The organism is Macrococcus animalis, assembly GCF_047425875.1.
GTDB lineage: Bacteria > Bacillota > Bacilli > Staphylococcales > Staphylococcaceae > Macrococcoides > Macrococcoides animalis.
The window spans coordinates 365,399-382,970 of sequence record NZ_CP179727.1; the positions used below are offsets into that span (position 1 = coordinate 365,399).

Below are 17,572 nucleotides of genomic sequence, written 5' to 3' on the forward strand. Positions count from 1 at the left end.
CTGTCATTTAATTTTCATAAGTTCTATAAGCGATTTAATATTCTTATCCCAAATGAGATGTTGTTTGGTAAATATTTTACATTGTTCACTGAAGTTGTGATATTCGTTTAAATTATTATTCATTTTTTGAATGATATTAATAATCTCATCAACACTTACCTTTTCTTTAGCAAACCCAAGTCCATTTTTATTAATCATTTCTTGTGCTTCATTACCTATATTTGAAACAACAGGCACACCTAAACTTATCGAATCAATAATTTTTCCAGGTAATATATTCATAAAAATATCATCTTCTATTAAAAGTGATAGGGATACATGTCTTGCCTTCATAAATTTTAAGCAATCAAGTCTAGGTAATACATCATAAATTGTTACATGTTGTAACCTCAAAGATTTTACTGCTTTTTTGAATTCATTTGCATGTAATCCATATACGATGGCATCAAATTTAATATTTAGATCGTTTAATCTTTGTGCAATATCTAATAATTCATCAGCATTTTGTGCAAAACCTAGATTTCCTGAGTAGAAAACAGTAAAATTATCTACTTTTTGTATATCAAGAAGAGCATTTAGTTCATTTTGATTAATACTATTAGGTAAATATAGCATTGGTTTAGATTTTTGTTTTAATTTATTTTCAATATGCGTCTTAAATCCTAAATGATTAAATATAATTTTGTCACTCTTATTGTATATATAACGTTCCAAATAATTTAATACCGGTGAAAATATATTAATCCATTTTATATCAAGTGCATAAATACTGTCCGGCCACAAATCTCTGATATCTAGAATGACTTCAGATTTAATTTTTCTTTTTAATGGAGCAATTGCAAGTGGCATAAATATGTTTGGGCTTGTCACCAAGATAGTATCGTATTCTTTATGATGATGCTTAATAAATTGATATGTACTCTTCATTATTTCTAAATAGTATAATATTCTCTTAATATGTGAATTAGACTGTTTGTCTAGATGTGTCTTAATTCTATACACTTGATTTTTTCTATTATTTATATACTCATCATTCCAATACTCATCCGTCTGATACATAGTAGCATTTGGATATGAAGGGTCTGAAGTTAAAACATCAGCATGCACACTTTTCTGATTTAGCAATGAAAATATATTTTTAAAGCGGTTAGCACCGCTACCGATTTCGGGATAAAAGTTTTGAGTAACCAATAATACTCGATTCATCTTATAACTCCATTCATGATAACTTTGACTTACGTAGTAACGTTTACTTGAATATATTATAACAATAAATAGCATGTTAATATATTAATAATGCAACGTTTAATTTAATAATAAATAACCGTAAATATTAATTACATTTACGGTTTTAAAGATTATAAAGTGTTATAAACTTCTAGTAGTTTTTCTTTTTCATTGTCCCAGTTATAAATTTTCTTGATTTCTTTACACTTTTCACTATATTGATTACGCAAATCTTCATCTGCAACTAATTTATTAACAGCTTCTGCAATTTGATTTATGTCGTGACTATCAACAGTAATTCCAACACCTTGATCTACAACAGCTTTAACTTCCGGAAAATTGCAACTCACAACTGGAACATGCGCCATAATGTATTCAAATAATTTATTTGAACTAGCTGAATAATGATTAAAACAAATATTTTGTAGCACTTGGAAACCTAGGTATGCTTGTTTCGTGTATGAAGGTAATGCTTTAAAATGTACCTTCTCAATAAACTTAATACGATCACTTACAGGACTTTTTGCAGCCAGTTCTTTTAATGTCTTCTCTAACTTACCAGCACCTAAAAATACAAGTGTGCCTTCTTTTATTTGTGGCATCATTTCGATTAATAACTCTAAACCACGACCTTGTTGAAGTCCGCCTTGGTATAACAAGATCTTTTCATCTTTAGATAAACCAAGCTCTGCATGTAAATCTACGTCTGGTTTATCTTCAATATTATAAAGCTCAGAATAATTATAAAGGGTATGCGGGTAAAAACCATAAAGCTCCTCATTCTTCTTCGCACGCGTATGGTTTTCTACCATCATTTCGTCCACAAATTTAATCATTAATGACTCAAAAAATTTAATTGTTTTCGGATTATAACCAGTCCTTGACGTTTGGACTTCATGAGAATCGTAGACTAACTTTTTCGGTTTTAATCTCAACTTAGAACAAATAATCCCTTGTGGTAAGGTATTTAAATCATTTGAATGATATATATCAGCATTATCTCTATAGCCTTTAACAATCATCCGACCAATAATTGCAGCATTTACTATATTTTTACGGACTTTTCTTAACTTCACACTTAATGCCATCATTAATAGTAAAGAAGCAAAGTAAATCAATAACATTATATTGAAATACAATAATGTTACACCAATAATTGTGCTTACTGTTCCTACTTTTATCAAAAATGTATTTTTATCATTTTGATATGCTGTAATAAATGAAGGATAACGTTGTACACGAGAAACATTGAAGTTTTCTTTTACTTTTTCTTCTCGTAATACAGAATCATCTTTTGGATTATCAATAGCAATTAAATGTACATCGTAATTATTATCAGATAACGTCGTACATTCACGGTTAACACGCGCATCATTCGTAAAATGATTCCAAACAAACATCGTAACTTTTTTCAAATTCTTCACCTTCAAATAATAATTTTTTATTTTAATATTTTTTTATTCTAACATATTGTACATCAATACAAAGTAATAATGAAATAAAAGAGAAGCAATGGACGGTATTTGTCCAATGCTTCTCATAATGTTTAACCTTATATTTCTATAACCCATTAGCCATTTTTTCAGCCCTGATTTCTTTTAAATAAGGATATAAATCTTTAAATATATAATGATAGAAAGTTCTTGAATAAGTATTAGTCATGTGATGCTTATCACGCATAATAGTTATATTACCTTGAGTTGGATTACAGTATCGCCCTTTGTTACATATTAAATTCGTATAATCCACATACTTTACATTAGGCTCAGCTTGGATTTTTTTCGCCCAATTTGGACTTGGTGGTATATGAGATTTTGCAACTTTACACTTTGTCGAATCCCTACCGTAAGCACGTATACAATCTGGTACTTGAGATTTAAAATAAGGTGTATCTCTAATTGCAAACACTTTAATATTATGATTATTTAATTCTCTAAATTTATTAATTATGCCAGTGTCATGTCTATATCCTGTTTGAGTGTTATTTGCCTTTGTTAGTACAACATCAGGTTTATATTTTACAATTGCAGGAATAACTGTTTTGTTCCATTTATTACAACTTGCATAATTACTTTTTTGCGTCGTTGTTAATGTACAACCACTTTTAGTAGCTAATAAAACTCTAATCTTATATTGATAAGCAAATTTTTCCACTGCTGCTAACCAATGAGAAGAATGTGAATCACCAATAATTGCAACTGTATAATTATACCCTGTTTTTCTACCATACTTACAAATCTTTTTTGGATAACTACCATATTTTCCAGCGTGACACCCATCTAAAAATCCTTGATTATGATCACTAAATGCGTTAATTGTTGATGGACGTAAAGTCCTTAAAGGATAACTACTCTTCTTATTTTCTAATACACCAGGATATTGTGAAATACTAAGTTCACTTGCATCTGCTTTGTGATTTAATATTGCTGTCATCACAAGAATAAATGACCAAAATAAAATTACTATTTTTTTCATGTTTTTTGTACTCCCTGTCAATTTGTTAACTTCAACCATAATTATACAGTAACATTTTTATAAAGTGAATAATAATTTTAATTGTTAATAAATTTTATATATTTTTTTAATAACAAATAAAAATACTAGGACAATATGTCCTAGTATATAAAATCTAATTTCATGAAATAAACTGTAATATACTACTAAAAATAAATAGTCCAAATAATATTACAAATGTAAATACATTTAAAAAATCTACTTTATTTGTTTCTTTTTCAAGTGTTTGTCTTTCTTGTTGTTTTTCTATCATTTCTTTTTTGTACTGAATTTGGTCTTCTTTAGATTTTTCCTTAAAATTACGCATAAATTTTACATATTGGTAAATGACTTTTTTACATTCGCCATACTCAACAACTTCACCAAAATTCAACCAAAGAGCTTTGTCACACATACGTTTTATTTGACCTGCTGAATGAGAAACAAAAAATATTGTTTTTCCTTGTTTTTGAAAATCCTTCATTCGTTCAATACATTTATTTGAGAATGTTTCATCACCAACAGAAAGTGCTTCATCAACTATTAAAACATCAGGTTCTGTATGGATTGCAATTGCAAAACCAAGTCTTGAGCGCATACCACTAGAATAACTCTTTATTGGCTGGTATATAAACTGATCCAATTCCGAAAAATCAACAATATCCTGAAATCGTTCATCTATTTGTTGTTTTGTTAGTCCATGCATCATACATTTCATTCTAATATTTTCTTCACCTGTTAGTTCATTGTTAAGCCCTGCGGAAATAGCAATTAAAGAACTCCTACCTTCAATTTTTATTGAACCTGCAGTAGGTTGTGTCACCTCCGCAAGCAAATTACTCAACGTTGATTTACCTGACCCGTTTAAACCGATAATACCAACTGATTCTCCTTCTTCTACTTTAAAACTTACATTTCTTAATGCAAAGTAAGGAGAAGATACTTTTTTCTTTCTGAAACTAAAAAGTGATATAATTTTATCTTTTTTACTTGTATTTAGGTCATAGACTTTAGATACATTATTAACCTCGACTTTACTCATGTACATCCATCCAAATCTATAATTATTTTCTTTATTTTTAGTACTATAAATAATCTATTAATTTGTTTCTAAATTTAAAGTGAACTTGGCTACCAATAAAGATAAGTAATGAGCTAAGTGTCCAAAACCATAAATGGTCGTGCCAACTACCATAGATAATTACATCGCTCTTTGTAAAAGCAGACCTATAGATACCGACTAAAAACCCAAATGGATTGTAAGCATTAATTTTATGCATTATTGGATTAGCATTTTCTAAAACCCAAAAAATTGGTGTTACGAAAAACGCCATTCTCATCACATTTTGCAATATATTTTTAGTATCTCTAATTAATATGACCAACGTACTCATTATTAGTGAAAATCCAAAAATAAATGCATAACTAGCTACAACAAAATATAAAAACCAAAGGTAATGCCACCATGGTACTAGACCATTATAAAGTGACAATACAAATAATATTGAAGATGTTATCAACAAATTAATTAATGTATTCATAAATGAAATTGATAATAATATACTTGATGGAAATTTCATTTTTGTAACAAGACTGATTTTTGATTGTATCGCACTTGAACCGCCCATGATTGATTGTGAAATAAATATCCATGGAAATAAACCGCTGATAAGGTGGATAATAAATGGGATTTCGCCAACATCTGCTTTCGTACCACGCAAGCCTAAACCGAAAACAATATAATAAAGAACTACTTGTAAAAGTGGTTGTAAAAAGTTCCAAAAAACTCCTAAATAGTGATTAGAGTATGTACTTTTAATATTATATATAGCTAATTTATAAATCAGATTAACATGCGTTATTTGTTCCTTGAATAATGCAATAAGTTCTTTCAAAGTAGTTGCCTTCTTTCATTCTAATTAGATTCATTATACATTAAGTTTCATATATCCCTTAACAATTGAATGAATCATACGAATCGTATCTTCTTTACTAATAGGATCATGACCCATCTTATCATTATTGTAAAATATAAATTGAATTTTTCTACTTGGAATACTATATTTCTTAAGTGCTTCCATAAAAGGTTCGCAATGTTTCTTCATATCACCAACACATCTAGCATTTTGTATGTAATAGATTCGAGGTGTATTTCCGTTTCTTTTCATTGCATTGATTAAAGAGAATCTAACTGCAAACTTTTTCTTAATGTCTGTCTCTAGCATATCAGGAAAAACTGATTTAAATAGTTTATCTACTGCAATTTTATTATATCTAGTAACATATGTTTGTGGGTTGTTAGCAATAGCTGTAGCCCCTTTATGCAACGTTGCTAAATAAATAGACATAAAGCCACCTGCTGAAGAACCAAAATAATATACATCTTTACTTTCTTTATTAATTATATCGCAAATCTTTGCAATTACTTCATAATAATCTTTAATATAATGCCTATCTTTAGTTCCGACTCCCCATCCAATTCGGAGCGAATTATTATGAACAGTTCTATCATCGATAAAGACTGCACTAAATTCATATTCCTCATGCCAAGAATTCCTCATAAAAACTGGAGGTGTGGCTTTAGAAGTATTAAACGCACCATTTGAAAATACTACTAATGGTTGAAATTTATCTTTTAACGCTAGTTTAAAATAAAAATCTATTCCATCTTTTATTACTTTAATAGCTAAATTGTTATTTTTTATAATAAATTTTTTATTTAAATCTTCAAAATTTATTGTATTCATAAATACTATCCCCTTTTTAGAAGAATGTAAATCCAATGTAGTGATGCAACTTTTAATTTACAATAATTTAATTTTATTTACAATGTTTTTCACTATACTAAGATATATTTATCTTTAACGTTTCATAATACCAACATTTAAATGTGTGATTTCGATTTATTATTGTTATTTTCCATAAATAGCTATATAATTTAATAGTTTATAAATCTAAATTACAAGGAGCACAATATGAATAAGATTTTCAGAACAATATTAATCTTACTCTCATTAAGTTTAGTCATTGTACCTGTGTCATATGCTGCATATCTATATACAACTACAAAAGGTGCAATTGATTTATCATTTAGTAAAAACACAGATAAATCTAATCTGAGAGATAAGGCAGTTGATCCGTCTATGGATCATATTTCTATTTTATTCTTAGGAATAGATGATAGTATTTCGAGAAGAGAAAATGGTCAAAAAGCATCTGAAGCAAGAACAGATGCAATGATATTAGCAACGTTTAATCGAAGTAATAAAAAAATTAGACTTGTGAGTATCCCTAGAGACACACTTGCATATATACCTTCAATTAAAAAATATGATAAAATCACGCATGCTCATGCTGAAGGTGGTCCGGAAAGTTCAATGCATGCAGTTGAAAACATTTTCAATGTTCCTGTTGATTATTATGCACGTGTTAATATGCAGGCATTCGTTGATATCGTAGATGAACTTGGTGGAATTGAATTCGACGTACCTTTTGATATCAATGAACCAACGAAGCTAGATAAAGGCCGTATAAAAGTTAAAGAAGGTAAACAATTGATTAATGGTGATGAAGCCTTGGCACTCGTACGCAGTCGACATGTTGATACTGATTTAGGACGCGGTAAACGTCAAATGGAAATGATTGAAGCAATTATTAAAAAGGCAAAAGATTCAAATTCAATTTCAAAGTTAGACGAGTTAGTTGAAATCGTAGGTAACAATGCTAAACACAATCTTACATTCGATAATATTACCTCAATAGCATCATATTACACATCAAATGATGTTGATTTTGAGCAAATGCAATTAAAGGGTACTGATTACATGTACAATGGCGTTTACTACTATAATCCAGTATTTGATCACATATATAAAATTTCAAAATTATTAAGAAAAGATTTAAATTTACCTAAAGAAAAACGCTCATCATTATTAGATTACAAAATTATTGCTTTAAAGGGTGATTTAATTCCATTAGAAAAAATAGATCTTGATCAAATTGAAAAAGACTTTAAACAGTTAATGAAGGATAAGAAAAAAGCAAAGAAAACAAAAAAGAATATCAAATCTAAAGAAAAGTCAGATTCTATTCATCAAGAAAATACTGAACAAGTACCTAAACAACCAGTGCCTGCTCCAACTGAGCAGTCCCCAACACCTACACCGGCCACTGAACAAGTACCAGTGCCAGAGCAAGTTGAAACTGAATCACCTGTCAATAATACACCAGAACCACCGGCAAACTTTGAGCAAGCACCCGTCAACAATGATGCAACTAATAATAATGTAAATATCAATTCAGCTAATACAAATAACACTCAAAACTTTACGACGTCTCGTACCGTCCCTGCTCAATCATCTGTTCTAAATAATGAAACAGTTGTAAATCAACAATAAATAGGAGTGAAGCGTTATGACAACACGTAAAACATATGAGAAATACGAACACATAAATAAAATGTTTGATAAGATGCATGATATGATAATCTCACCAAGAGATGTCTCACATTTACGTAAACATTTCTTTTATCTCAATGAATATCATCAACAAAATTATGAAGCATTACTGATTTATTATACAGATGCTGATAAAAATCCGTTAACTGACGGTGCCTGTTATATTCTCGCTATACCTGAGATATTTAATAACATAAATGTATTTGATTACGAAGTCCCATTAGACTTCGTTTTCGATGGTGAAAAATTAAGCCATACGTTTACAAATTTAAATGTTTTTTATCAATATTTGATTGCTGCAGTATTAGAAGTATCAGATATTCAAATATTCACTCCGTCAGGTTATTCAATGGGTATGAACCACTGGGATCTTACTCAAATGCAACTATTTTGGCAATATACAGCAATAATTAAAATGCATAATTGATTTATAAATCATAAAAAGCACCATCAATTTCGATATATAAATTGATGGTGCTTTTTTTATTTACTTTCAATCAATTTAATGAATATTTATGACCCTATTGAAAATGCCTGAAATACAGTAAAAATCTAGTGCATTTTAAAATTTACTTTATGAATTTATTGTTTCATATATTAAAGTAATATTACAATTCAATTCCTTTATATACTTAATGAATAAATGTACTTATAATAGAAGAGAATGAAATTATGAATTAAATTGAGAAAGGAAGTACACATGGATAATAAATTTTATTACAAGACTCCTGCATTAATGTTAATGATGTTCGCTGGAACAACTACCGCTGCTTATGCCGCAGAACAAGAGGAAGTAAAGCCTCAAACAATTGAAAAGACAGATAATGATGCAACTAATAATGAAGTCACGAACGAAACTTCTACTGAATCTAAAACACAAAGTCTTAATGTTATTGCAAAAAATGATTTATCAAATCCAAAATCTATCACTGAACAATATTCTTTATCTCAAGTAAAAAATAATATCAATCCTGAGTCTAATGCAATTCCAACAACTGAAGCTCCTACTACAGAAGATAATTCAGTGGAAACTGCAACTGATGTTCCTTCTACAGAAACTAAGTCTGTAGAAACTGCAACTGATGTTCCTTCTACAGAAACTAAGTCTGTAGAAACTGCAACTGATGTTCCTTCTACAGAAACTAAGTCTGTAGAAACTGCAACTGATGCTCCTGCTACAGAAACTAAGTCTGTAGAAACTGCAACTGAAGCTCCTGCTACAGAAGATAATTCTTTAGAAACTGTAACTGAAGCTCCTGCTACAGAAACTAAGTCTGTAGAAACTGCAACTGATGTTCCTTCTACAGAAACTAAGTCTGTAGAAACTGCAACTGATGTTCCTTCTACAGAAGATAAATCTGTGGAAACTGCAACTGTTGTTCCTTCTCCGGAAACTAAGTCTGTAGAAATAACTACTGAAGTTCCTTCAGAAGATAAATCTGTGGAAGCAACAGCTAAAAAGAAATCTATCTTGAATACAGCTAGAGTACGTAAGTTAGGTTCTTCAACAAAATCAAAAAATATAGACACTATGTCTGTTAATGAAGTTATTAAATACAATAACTGGTCAGTACCTGTCTATGAAAAGAGTTTCTTTGATTCACCGAAAATTGCATATCGCAATGGCGTTGCAAAACCTGAGGGTATAGTAGCACATGAAACTGCAAATCCCACTTCAAAAATTGATGGTGAGATTGCTTACATGAAACGCAATTATAACAATGCTTTTGTTCATGCATTCATTGATGATCAACGTATTGTAGAAGTAGCGGATACCGACTATATTTCTTGGGGTGCTGGACCAGCTGCAAATCCTCGTTATATCAATGTTGAGTTAGTCCGTGTTCATGGTAAAGAAGCTTTCAGTCGCTCAATCAACAACTATGCTGATTACTTTGCAACTAACCTCCTATATTACGGTTTACCTTTAGACAATGCACATTACGATGGTAATGGTACTGTTTGGAATCATAAAGCTGTGTCTAACTTCTTAGGAGGTACTGACCATACAGACCCTATCGGTTGGTTTCAGCAAAATAACTATACGTTTGATGACTTTTATAACTTAGTATCAGAAAAATATAACTACAAATTAAATGGTACAGTTCCCGTAACTCCGGCACCTGCACCAGGTAATACACCACCGAAAGTTACACCAACAGTTCCCGCTACCGGTAAAGTAGTTACGTCAAATGAACGCCGTGTAGCAAAGATAAAATGGACAAATACAAATGTTTACACATCAGTATCAAACAATCCAACTTCTAAAGCTGGATCTAAAGCAAACACAACATTCTATGTAAATAAGAAAGCTGTATTAGATGGCGTTACTTATTACTCGCTAACAGATAACAATAAAACACCTCGTGGATGGGTTAAAGCTAAAGATACGAAATCGTTCTCTATTACTCCTGAATCTAAAACATCAAAACGATTCACTGTAAAAAGTACTGCAAAAAGTATGTATTCGACTCCTTGGGGAAGTTCAAAACAAGTTGTAGGGAGCTTAAAGCCATTCTCAGGTAAAGAGTTTAAAGCATCTAAATTTGTTAAAGTTGGACAAACATCATACTATTTCGGTACCGTAAATGCGTTAACTGGCTGGGTTAACTTAAACCACATTACATTAAAAACAAAAGCTAAAGCACCAATAAAAATTACTGACATGAAAAACGTTAGTTTAATCGGGCGTACAGATGCAAAGAATGCTGTGTTATATACAAATATTCAATCTACTAAAAAGGCTAAAACAAAGCCTGTTGATATGCAGCTTTATATCAACAAAGAAGCTAAAAAGAATAACACAAAATATTACTCTGTAGCCGATCCTAAAAACAAATTTTTAGGATGGATCAGTGATACATTTATTAAAGAAAAACCGTATAAAACTGTTTCTTGGACGAAAGTTCCATACACAGTTAAGAAAACAACTGGTTATATCTACTCTATTCCTGGTGGTTCTAGGGCACAACGTGTGAAAAAGTTAAGTGATTTACCATCTAAGACTGTTCAAGTAATTAGAACTGATAAAGTTGGTAATGCATTATGGCACAAAGTATTGTTAGAAGATAATACAACCGGCTATGTCCCTGATAGCTACTTATTTTCACAAAATATCGTGAAATTGAAAGCTCCTGAAAGTTTAGATGTTGCAGTTGCTAAGCAATCTCGCTTAAAAAATTATGAACGTAATACTGGACCAAAAGTTGTATTCTCTACACCAGAGAGAGCATATAATGAACGTTTGGCTAAAGATTATGAAATTAAAGCAAATATGGATACAAAAAATGCTATGAACGATGCTGAATTAAAGTACCAATTCTTAGATTTAGGACAAGCTGAAGGTATTTCTGCTAAACAATTAAACAAACTATTAGTAGGTAAAGGTGTATTAGAAAACCAAGGTGCCGCATTTGCAGCAGCTGCTAAACAATTAAAGATTAATGAAATTTACCTCATTGCCCATGCTTTCTTAGAAACAGGTAATGGTACAAGTCGTTTATCTAATGGCTTAGGTATCAGTAATGACAATAAAAAAATCATTGATAATGCTAGCAAAAAATATTACAACATGTTTGGTACGAAAGCAACAGATAATAATGTTGAATTAGGTGGTATCGCATACGCAAAACAAAACGGCTGGGATTCTGCATCAAAAGCAATTATTGGAGGCGCTAAATATGTACGTGAAGCATATATAGATAAGGGACAACGTACACTTCACCAAATGCGTTGGAATCCAGAGAATACAGCAACACATCAATATGCGACGGATGTCCGTTGGGCACAAAAAAATGCAACAACAATTGCACGTTTATACAAAACTCTTGGTCTAGATGGATTAAATTACATCGTTCATGAATATATTTAGTAATAAAAAAATAACCTTTCTTTTAAAAAGAAGGGTTATTTTTTATGATTTTAGGATATATAAGGATTAAACTGATGATTATTTTCGATACTAATAGATTATTTTAAAATCTAAATGGATCTCTTAAAGCAAATGATTGATATATCTTCTCTAAAAGTTCAATCAATTGTTCTGATTCTGTAGAATTTAATTCACGCATAAAGCTACGAACAACTTTTGCTTTGATTTCTTCAGCTCGTTCTAAAGCTTTTTCACCTTGTTCAGTTGCTATTAGTACAGTAGAACGAAGGTCATAAATACTTTGTTCTTTTCTGATGAAACCATTATCTACCATTTTTTTTATAGCTCTAGATACTGCAGTTTGTTCTTTATTTAGTTTATAAATTAATTTTTTTTGCGTCATGTTTTCTTCGCCAACGATAAGTTCTAGCATATATAATTGTTCGCGTGTAAGCGTAACATCAGTTAATTCAGCTGAAGCAATTTCATCAATTTTAGAATCCATAAAGTAAATTAATTGTCCAAATCTCTTAAGTCGCTTTTCATCCATGTTTTTGTCTCCCTACTTAATTTGTTATTTAGATTATAAGCCCAAAAATTTAGTTTAGCAACGATATATAATATTTTAACAAAAAATTGTAGGCTATTTATATTTTATAATAACATATTTACTATGTATTTTTTCGATATTTAAGGAGTATTTTTATGAAAAAAGAACGAGATCATTATTTTGATAATGCACGATTTTTATTAATTGTTTTAGTTGTATTTGGTCACCTTCTTCGATCATTTATTAATGAAAGCCATTTTTTTCAAGCGCTCTATATGTTTATATATAGTTTCCATATGCCAGCATTTGTACTTATTTCTGGTTATTTCGCGAAAGGTATTCACAAACCAGGTTATATAATGAAAGTTACAAGGAAGTTATTACTGCCTTACATTATTTTTCAAAGTTTTTATGCTTTCTACTATTATTTTATAGATGATGTAAGTACTATCGACTTAAATCCATTTGATCCACAATGGGCAATGTGGTTCCTACTAAGTCTCTTTTCGTGGCAATTAATGTTATTTGTAATTAAAGACTATAATCCATGGGCTATGCTTGCTTGTGCGTTTATTTTAGGCATTGGCGTTGGATACTTTGAATTTATCAATAATACTTTAAGTTTATCACGTACCTTTGTATTTTTTCCTTTATTTTTAATTGGGTATTATGCTCAACCCGAACATTTTAAATATATTCGAAATAAAAAATATGTTCCATTTTCTTTTATGATGCTAACTATTGTATTCATTTTCTACTTAGTGACCGATTTCAACTTCGAATGGTTATTTGGTAGTAAGCCATATGCTAAACTTGAGAATGATACATCTGATATATATAGTGGGGTTAAACGAGCAATTATTTACTTAATCATATTAATTAGCACGATAAGCTTTTTAAATTTAGTGCCTAATCGAAAGTTACCTCTAACATACATTGGTTCTAGAACAATGTTTATTTATCTGTTGCATGGATTATTTATCGGTTTATTTAGAGTAAATAATTGGGGGAAATATTTTAATGATCATATCGCTTCGATACTCATATTCATGATATTAGTGACTATTTTCTTAGTCTACACATTAAGTATGAATGCTACTAAAAAAATAGCCTCCCCTATAGTTGAAATTAAAAAACCTCAGTAGAGGTTTTTTAATTTTGTAAATTTAATATGAATTAATTTTATTTAATATTTTTTATTTGTGAAGAAATATGTATAATTGTTATTAGATGAGCATATATATGTCTGATATAAATATAATTACATATTGCTTTTCAAATATGATTTAAGGAGAAAATTTATGCGTTTACTTTGGCAAACACCTGAAGATAGATTGTCACTTTTAAAAGACCTAGTTAAACACGACAGCATCACAAACACTGATGGTGAAGTTAACTTTCCTTTTTATATTAAACAGACACTTAAACAACTTGATTATTTTAGTGAACATGAATCTCATATTAAATTTATTGAAACGAGCGATCATAAAAATGCTGTAGCCGCAATGTATCGTTCACGTGCGACAGATGATACAGTAATAATAATGAGTCACTTTGATACAGTTGATGTCAATGACTATGGGCCATATGAAACACTAGCTTTTGATTGTGATGCATTAGGTAAAGTATACGAGGAAAATCTACCCGAATTTGATTCCTACCACCAAAATGATATTAAGTCTAGTAAATATTTATTTGGTCGGGGCGTCATGGATATGAAATCAGGTTTAATGATGCATTTAAGTATTTTAGAAAAGGCAATTCATGAAGCATGGCCAATTAACATTATTTTATTAACGGTTCCAGACGAAGAAGTCAATTCTTCAGGTATGCGTAGTGCAGTAACAGAACTTTCTGACTTTATCGAACAAGAAAACTTAAATTTATTACTTATAATGAATGGAGAATCTGCATTTAGTCAGGTTCCTCATGATGATAATTACTATATTTATAATGGAAGTATTGGAAAAGTGACGCCATCAGTCTTTGTATATGGTAAAGAAACACATGTGGGCGAACCACTTAATGGCTTAAGTGCAACATATTTAATTAGCCGTATTAATTCTGAAATCGAATACAATTCTCAATTTATTGAACGCTTTAAAGATGAAGAAACTCCTTTACCCGTTAGTTTATATTTGAAAGATCTAAAAGAAGATTATAATGTTCAAACACCATTTATGGCGTCTAGTTATTATAATATCTTCTTATTTGAACAAAGTGCTGCACACGTATTTAAGCAGTTCAATCAAATCATTGAACGTACAATTTCAGAATGTACTCGTGATTTAAACCTAGTGTTTGAAGAACTGCCAAAGATTAATGTGATGACATACGAAGCATTAGTGAAATCCATGAAGAAAAAACATGGTCAATCTTTAATAGATGAAATTATTGATTCTGTAGATCAAGCAGATGATCGACTATATGCTCAAACGGTTATTAAAGAATTATTATTGCTAGATAATAGCAATGACTATACAGTTGTAACGTATTTAAGTGCACCCTATTATCCTTCAGTAAATAGTGGACAGGAAAAGTTAATTAAATCGATTACAAAGTATACAATTAAACAAATGAAAAAACAGTTTAATCGTGAGACGACAAAGATTTATTATTTTAATGGTATTTCCGATTTAAGTTACGTGAACTACACGCATGATGATAGCGATGCAAATATTTATACTAAAAACACCCCAGGTTTTGGTAAACATTATGATATTCCTTTTGCTGCAATGAAGAAATTAAATGCACCAGTTATAAATATCGGTGCTTTCGGTAAAGACGCTCATCAATTAACTGAACGAATAGATATTAAAAGTGTGACTGAAGAAGTGCCATATGTATTAAATAAAATATTCCTTAAATTCTTTATTGAAGAATAGAATAATAACTTTCTAATCTAGACGGTAGTTGCTTAAATGCAATTGCCGTTTTATTATTTTCATTTGCAAATCAGCTAATACTAAAGCTTTCTGATGTTGTTTTTGAATAAATGAAATATGTTGAGGTATTTCTATACTTTCATTATTAACAAAATATATGATTGATTTCTCTTTATTTCCTTCAAAATGATAAATCATTTTTGGATTGATGTAGAGTTGAAAATGCGTTTTCTTTTGGTGTATCGGATAATATATCCATTCCAGTGATGCTTCAATCATAATTGGTAAGTGGTGTGCTTGTCCTGTTAAAATTTTAACAGACTGTTTACGCGTCTTAATATTACTACCAAAATACGTTAGTGTATCCTCTAGTAGCTTTTCTGGTCTTTCATCTACAATCCGATTCTCTTTTGTCAAAGTCATAATTTCAGTTTTACCTTCTAAAGAAGGTCGCTGGTAAATACACATATCTGTTGCACAAAGTGGCAGAGTTAACATATTTATCACCTCATATCAAATTATCATCCCATATATATTATAGATAAATCATTCTAAAAACTGTATTTATTAATCAATTTTAAACAATAAAATAACATCAACTTAACAAAACCAAGATATATTTCAAAAACGTTAACTTTTGTTTATTTATATATTCTTATATGCTTTAACTATCCGGAAATATAACTGAATGTCTAGATGTTCAAAAAGGAAAAACAATGTTTGAACAAATTAAAGCTAACTATGACAAAATGATTTATCACTTCATTCATAAGTATAAATTAAACTTTGATTTTGATGAATATTATCAACTTGCACTGATTAAATTATGGGAACTAGAGCAAAGTTATGATGCTACAAAAACTGAAAAGAAGGAAAAATATATATATACAAAATTAAACTTTTACTTTATTGATGAGATTAGAAAGTTAGCAAGAAGAACGGATAGATTTATCGTAACTGATGATGAATTTATGAAACACAATATGTCGGTAAATGATGAATATGATATGCTCTTCATAGAAGATATTAAATTGTTATTATCAGACAGAGAATTTACTTGGCTTTCATTAACTTTACAAGGCTATAAAATGAAAGAAATAGCAATCCAAATGAACTTAAGTGTATCGGCAATAAAAAAGTATAAACAAAGTACTAAAAATAAACTTAAAAAACACTATAATCAATTTAACTTTTAAGAAAAGTATGCAAATAACAATTTATTATAACAAACGAAATATTTTTGTATTCAATATGTACCAAATTTAGTATAATAGCAATTAGCATGTTTTTAAGGAGGAAAATGAATGGCAGCAAAAGTTGGAGATATCATTGAATTTCACGAAGGTAAACAAGGCATTGTTGAAAAAGTTAACGAAAATTCAGTCATAGTAGATTGTACTATAATGGAAGATTTCGAGAAACTGGAAATCCCCGAAAAAACAGTAATTAATCATAAACGATATACCATTGTTGTAGAGGCTTAAGATAAATGAATCAATTAAAAAAGCCTATTGTCGGTTTTTTAATGTTGTTTATCTTATTTCATGTAATACTTTTTGCTATGCGCAATGAACATCAAGTATTTTGGCATCTATATACCGGGTTAATGTTACTTTCATCTATTGGTTATATATATTATGAACGTAGCATAGCATCTAAACGATTATTAGATGCTATTATCACAGGTATCCTCGCAAGTTTCATAATAATGATCTTACATACTTTATTATCTTTTATCTTAAGAGATCTTCATTATTTTAATGTATTAAAAGAAATTGTGAAGTTAGGTGTTTATGTGAAATGGCAATTATTAATAACTTTATTTGTGTCAATCCCTTTACAAGAATTAATGATGCGTATTATGTTACAGGATTACCTTGATGAACGATTCAATCGTATTATAACTTCGGTCATCGTAAGTTTATGTGTCACTAGTTTATTTATATATACAGTCGACATTCAAATATTAATCTTTATATTTTTAACACAATTTATATTAGCTATCAGTTATCATCATACGAAACGCATCATAACACCTATTACAGGACAAATTGTAGCAATCGTATTATTAATACTCATTTATCGATAA

Annotated in this window: 16 protein-coding genes; 8 read left to right on the top strand and 8 right to left on the bottom strand. The window is 29.8% G+C overall.

What is annotated here, in order from left to right; all coding sequences use genetic code 11:
- Positions 1–3 precede the first annotated feature (3 nt).
- The 6 genes from ACMGE9_RS01855 to ACMGE9_RS01880 all read right to left on the bottom strand — a co-directional run bounded on the left by ACMGE9_RS01855 (position 4) and on the right by ACMGE9_RS01880 (position 6,467).
- A complete protein-coding gene (locus ACMGE9_RS01855; RefSeq protein ID WP_414043561.1) occupies positions 4–1,206 on the bottom strand; it encodes a glycosyltransferase family 4 protein in 1,203 nt (400 codons plus the stop codon).
- Positions 1,207–1,358: 152 nt separating this feature from the next.
- On the bottom strand, positions 1,359–2,642 hold the full coding sequence (locus tag ACMGE9_RS01860) for a glycosyltransferase (protein ID WP_414043562.1): 1,284 nt from the start codon (positions 2,640–2,642) through the stop codon (positions 1,359–1,361).
- Between the two features lie 145 nt (positions 2,643–2,787).
- Positions 2,788–3,702 carry an SGNH hydrolase domain-containing protein gene (locus ACMGE9_RS01865; protein WP_414043563.1) on the bottom strand — a complete coding sequence of 305 codons (915 nt, stop codon included), beginning with the start codon at positions 3,700–3,702 and terminating at the stop codon, positions 2,788–2,790.
- Positions 3,703–3,862: 160 nt separating this feature from the next.
- Complete coding sequence (locus tag ACMGE9_RS01870) at positions 3,863–4,762, bottom strand: ABC transporter ATP-binding protein (protein ID WP_414043564.1); 900 nt, start codon at positions 4,760–4,762, stop codon at positions 3,863–3,865.
- A gap of 43 nt (positions 4,763–4,805) precedes the next feature.
- Positions 4,806–5,615 carry an ABC transporter permease gene (locus tag ACMGE9_RS01875; protein WP_414043565.1) on the bottom strand — a complete coding sequence of 270 codons (810 nt, stop codon included), beginning with the start codon at positions 5,613–5,615 and terminating at the stop codon, positions 4,806–4,808.
- A gap of 33 nt (positions 5,616–5,648) precedes the next feature.
- The gene (locus ACMGE9_RS01880; RefSeq protein ID WP_414043566.1) at positions 5,649–6,467 is read right to left on the bottom strand and encodes a glycosyl transferase; all 819 of its coding nucleotides are present in this window, start codon (positions 6,465–6,467) and stop codon (positions 5,649–5,651) included.
- A 228-nt stretch (positions 6,468–6,695) separates the two neighbouring features.
- Here ACMGE9_RS01880 and ACMGE9_RS01885 point away from each other — a divergent pair, with 228 nt between their 5' ends.
- The 3 genes from ACMGE9_RS01885 (at position 6,696) to ACMGE9_RS01895 (ending at position 12,048) form a co-directional block, all read left to right on the top strand.
- A complete protein-coding gene (locus ACMGE9_RS01885; protein WP_414043567.1) occupies positions 6,696–8,117 on the top strand; it encodes an LCP family protein in 1,422 nt (473 codons plus the stop codon).
- Between the two features lie 16 nt (positions 8,118–8,133).
- Entirely contained in the window at positions 8,134–8,604 is a 471-nt protein-coding gene (locus ACMGE9_RS01890; protein ID WP_414043568.1) for a DUF2538 family protein, read from the top strand.
- A 273-nt stretch (positions 8,605–8,877) separates the two neighbouring features.
- On the top strand, positions 8,878–12,048 hold the full coding sequence (locus tag ACMGE9_RS01895; protein WP_414043569.1) for a glucosaminidase domain-containing protein: 3,171 nt from the start codon (positions 8,878–8,880) through the stop codon (positions 12,046–12,048).
- 103 nt (positions 12,049–12,151) lie between these two features.
- Here ACMGE9_RS01895 and ACMGE9_RS01900 read toward each other — a convergent pair whose 3' ends face one another.
- Entirely contained in the window at positions 12,152–12,598 is a 447-nt protein-coding gene (locus ACMGE9_RS01900; protein WP_414043570.1) for a MarR family winged helix-turn-helix transcriptional regulator, read from the bottom strand.
- Between the two features lie 155 nt (positions 12,599–12,753).
- On the opposite strand from ACMGE9_RS01900, the gene ACMGE9_RS01905 reads away from it, so the two are divergent.
- A complete protein-coding gene (locus ACMGE9_RS01905; RefSeq protein WP_414043571.1) occupies positions 12,754–13,743 on the top strand; it encodes an acyltransferase family protein in 990 nt (329 codons plus the stop codon).
- A gap of 156 nt (positions 13,744–13,899) precedes the next feature.
- Positions 13,900–15,483, top strand: a complete 1,584-nt coding sequence (locus tag ACMGE9_RS01910; protein ID WP_414043572.1) for a M20/M25/M40 family metallo-hydrolase — start codon at positions 13,900–13,902, stop codon at positions 15,481–15,483.
- A gap of 12 nt (positions 15,484–15,495) precedes the next feature.
- Here the strand turns inward: ACMGE9_RS01910 and ACMGE9_RS01915 are convergent, their stop codons facing one another.
- On the bottom strand, positions 15,496–15,981 hold the full coding sequence (locus ACMGE9_RS01915) for a competence protein ComK (RefSeq protein ID WP_414043573.1): 486 nt from the start codon (positions 15,979–15,981) through the stop codon (positions 15,496–15,498).
- Positions 15,982–16,199: 218 nt separating this feature from the next.
- On the opposite strand from ACMGE9_RS01915, the gene ACMGE9_RS01920 reads away from it, so the two are divergent.
- From ACMGE9_RS01920 to ACMGE9_RS01930, 3 genes are all read left to right on the top strand, one after another.
- A complete protein-coding gene (locus ACMGE9_RS01920) occupies positions 16,200–16,679 on the top strand; it encodes a sigma-70 family RNA polymerase sigma factor (RefSeq protein ID WP_414043574.1) in 480 nt (159 codons plus the stop codon).
- A 108-nt stretch (positions 16,680–16,787) separates the two neighbouring features.
- Positions 16,788–16,967, top strand: a complete 180-nt coding sequence (locus ACMGE9_RS01925) for a YkvS family protein (protein ID WP_414043575.1) — start codon at positions 16,788–16,790, stop codon at positions 16,965–16,967.
- A gap of 5 nt (positions 16,968–16,972) precedes the next feature.
- Positions 16,973–17,572 (top strand): type II CAAX prenyl endopeptidase Rce1 family protein, encoded by a 600-nt coding sequence (locus ACMGE9_RS01930; protein ID WP_414043576.1) that lies wholly within the window; start codon positions 16,973–16,975, stop codon positions 17,570–17,572.

Bases quoted from the DNA above. Each gene is read 5' to 3' on its own strand.
- ACMGE9_RS01905 (WP_414043571.1), top strand. From the start codon at position 12,754: ATGAAAAAAGAACGAGATCATTATTTTGATAATGCACGATTTTTATTA.
- ACMGE9_RS01920 (WP_414043574.1), top strand. From the start codon at position 16,200: ATGTTTGAACAAATTAAAGCTAACTATGACAAAATGATTTATCACTTC.
- ACMGE9_RS01890 (WP_414043568.1), top strand. From the start codon at position 8,134: ATGACAACACGTAAAACATATGAGAAATACGAACACATAAATAAAATG.
- ACMGE9_RS01930 (WP_414043576.1), top strand. From the start codon at position 16,973: ATGAATCAATTAAAAAAGCCTATTGTCGGTTTTTTAATGTTGTTTATC.
- ACMGE9_RS01880 (WP_414043566.1), bottom strand. From the start codon at position 6,467: ATGAATACAATAAATTTTGAAGATTTAAATAAAAAATTTATTATAAAA.
- ACMGE9_RS01855 (WP_414043561.1), bottom strand. From the start codon at position 1,206: ATGAATCGAGTATTATTGGTTACTCAAAACTTTTATCCCGAAATCGGT.
- ACMGE9_RS01910 (WP_414043572.1), top strand. From the start codon at position 13,900: ATGCGTTTACTTTGGCAAACACCTGAAGATAGATTGTCACTTTTAAAA.
- ACMGE9_RS01900 (WP_414043570.1), bottom strand. From the start codon at position 12,598: ATGGATGAAAAGCGACTTAAGAGATTTGGACAATTAATTTACTTTATG.
- ACMGE9_RS01865 (WP_414043563.1), bottom strand. From the start codon at position 3,702: ATGAAAAAAATAGTAATTTTATTTTGGTCATTTATTCTTGTGATGACA.
- ACMGE9_RS01925 (WP_414043575.1), top strand. From the start codon at position 16,788: ATGGCAGCAAAAGTTGGAGATATCATTGAATTTCACGAAGGTAAACAA.
- ACMGE9_RS01870 (WP_414043564.1), bottom strand. From the start codon at position 4,762: ATGAGTAAAGTCGAGGTTAATAATGTATCTAAAGTCTATGACCTAAAT.
- ACMGE9_RS01895 (WP_414043569.1), top strand. From the start codon at position 8,878: ATGGATAATAAATTTTATTACAAGACTCCTGCATTAATGTTAATGATG.
- ACMGE9_RS01915 (WP_414043573.1), bottom strand. From the start codon at position 15,981: ATGTTAACTCTGCCACTTTGTGCAACAGATATGTGTATTTACCAGCGA.
- ACMGE9_RS01885 (WP_414043567.1), top strand. From the start codon at position 6,696: ATGAATAAGATTTTCAGAACAATATTAATCTTACTCTCATTAAGTTTA.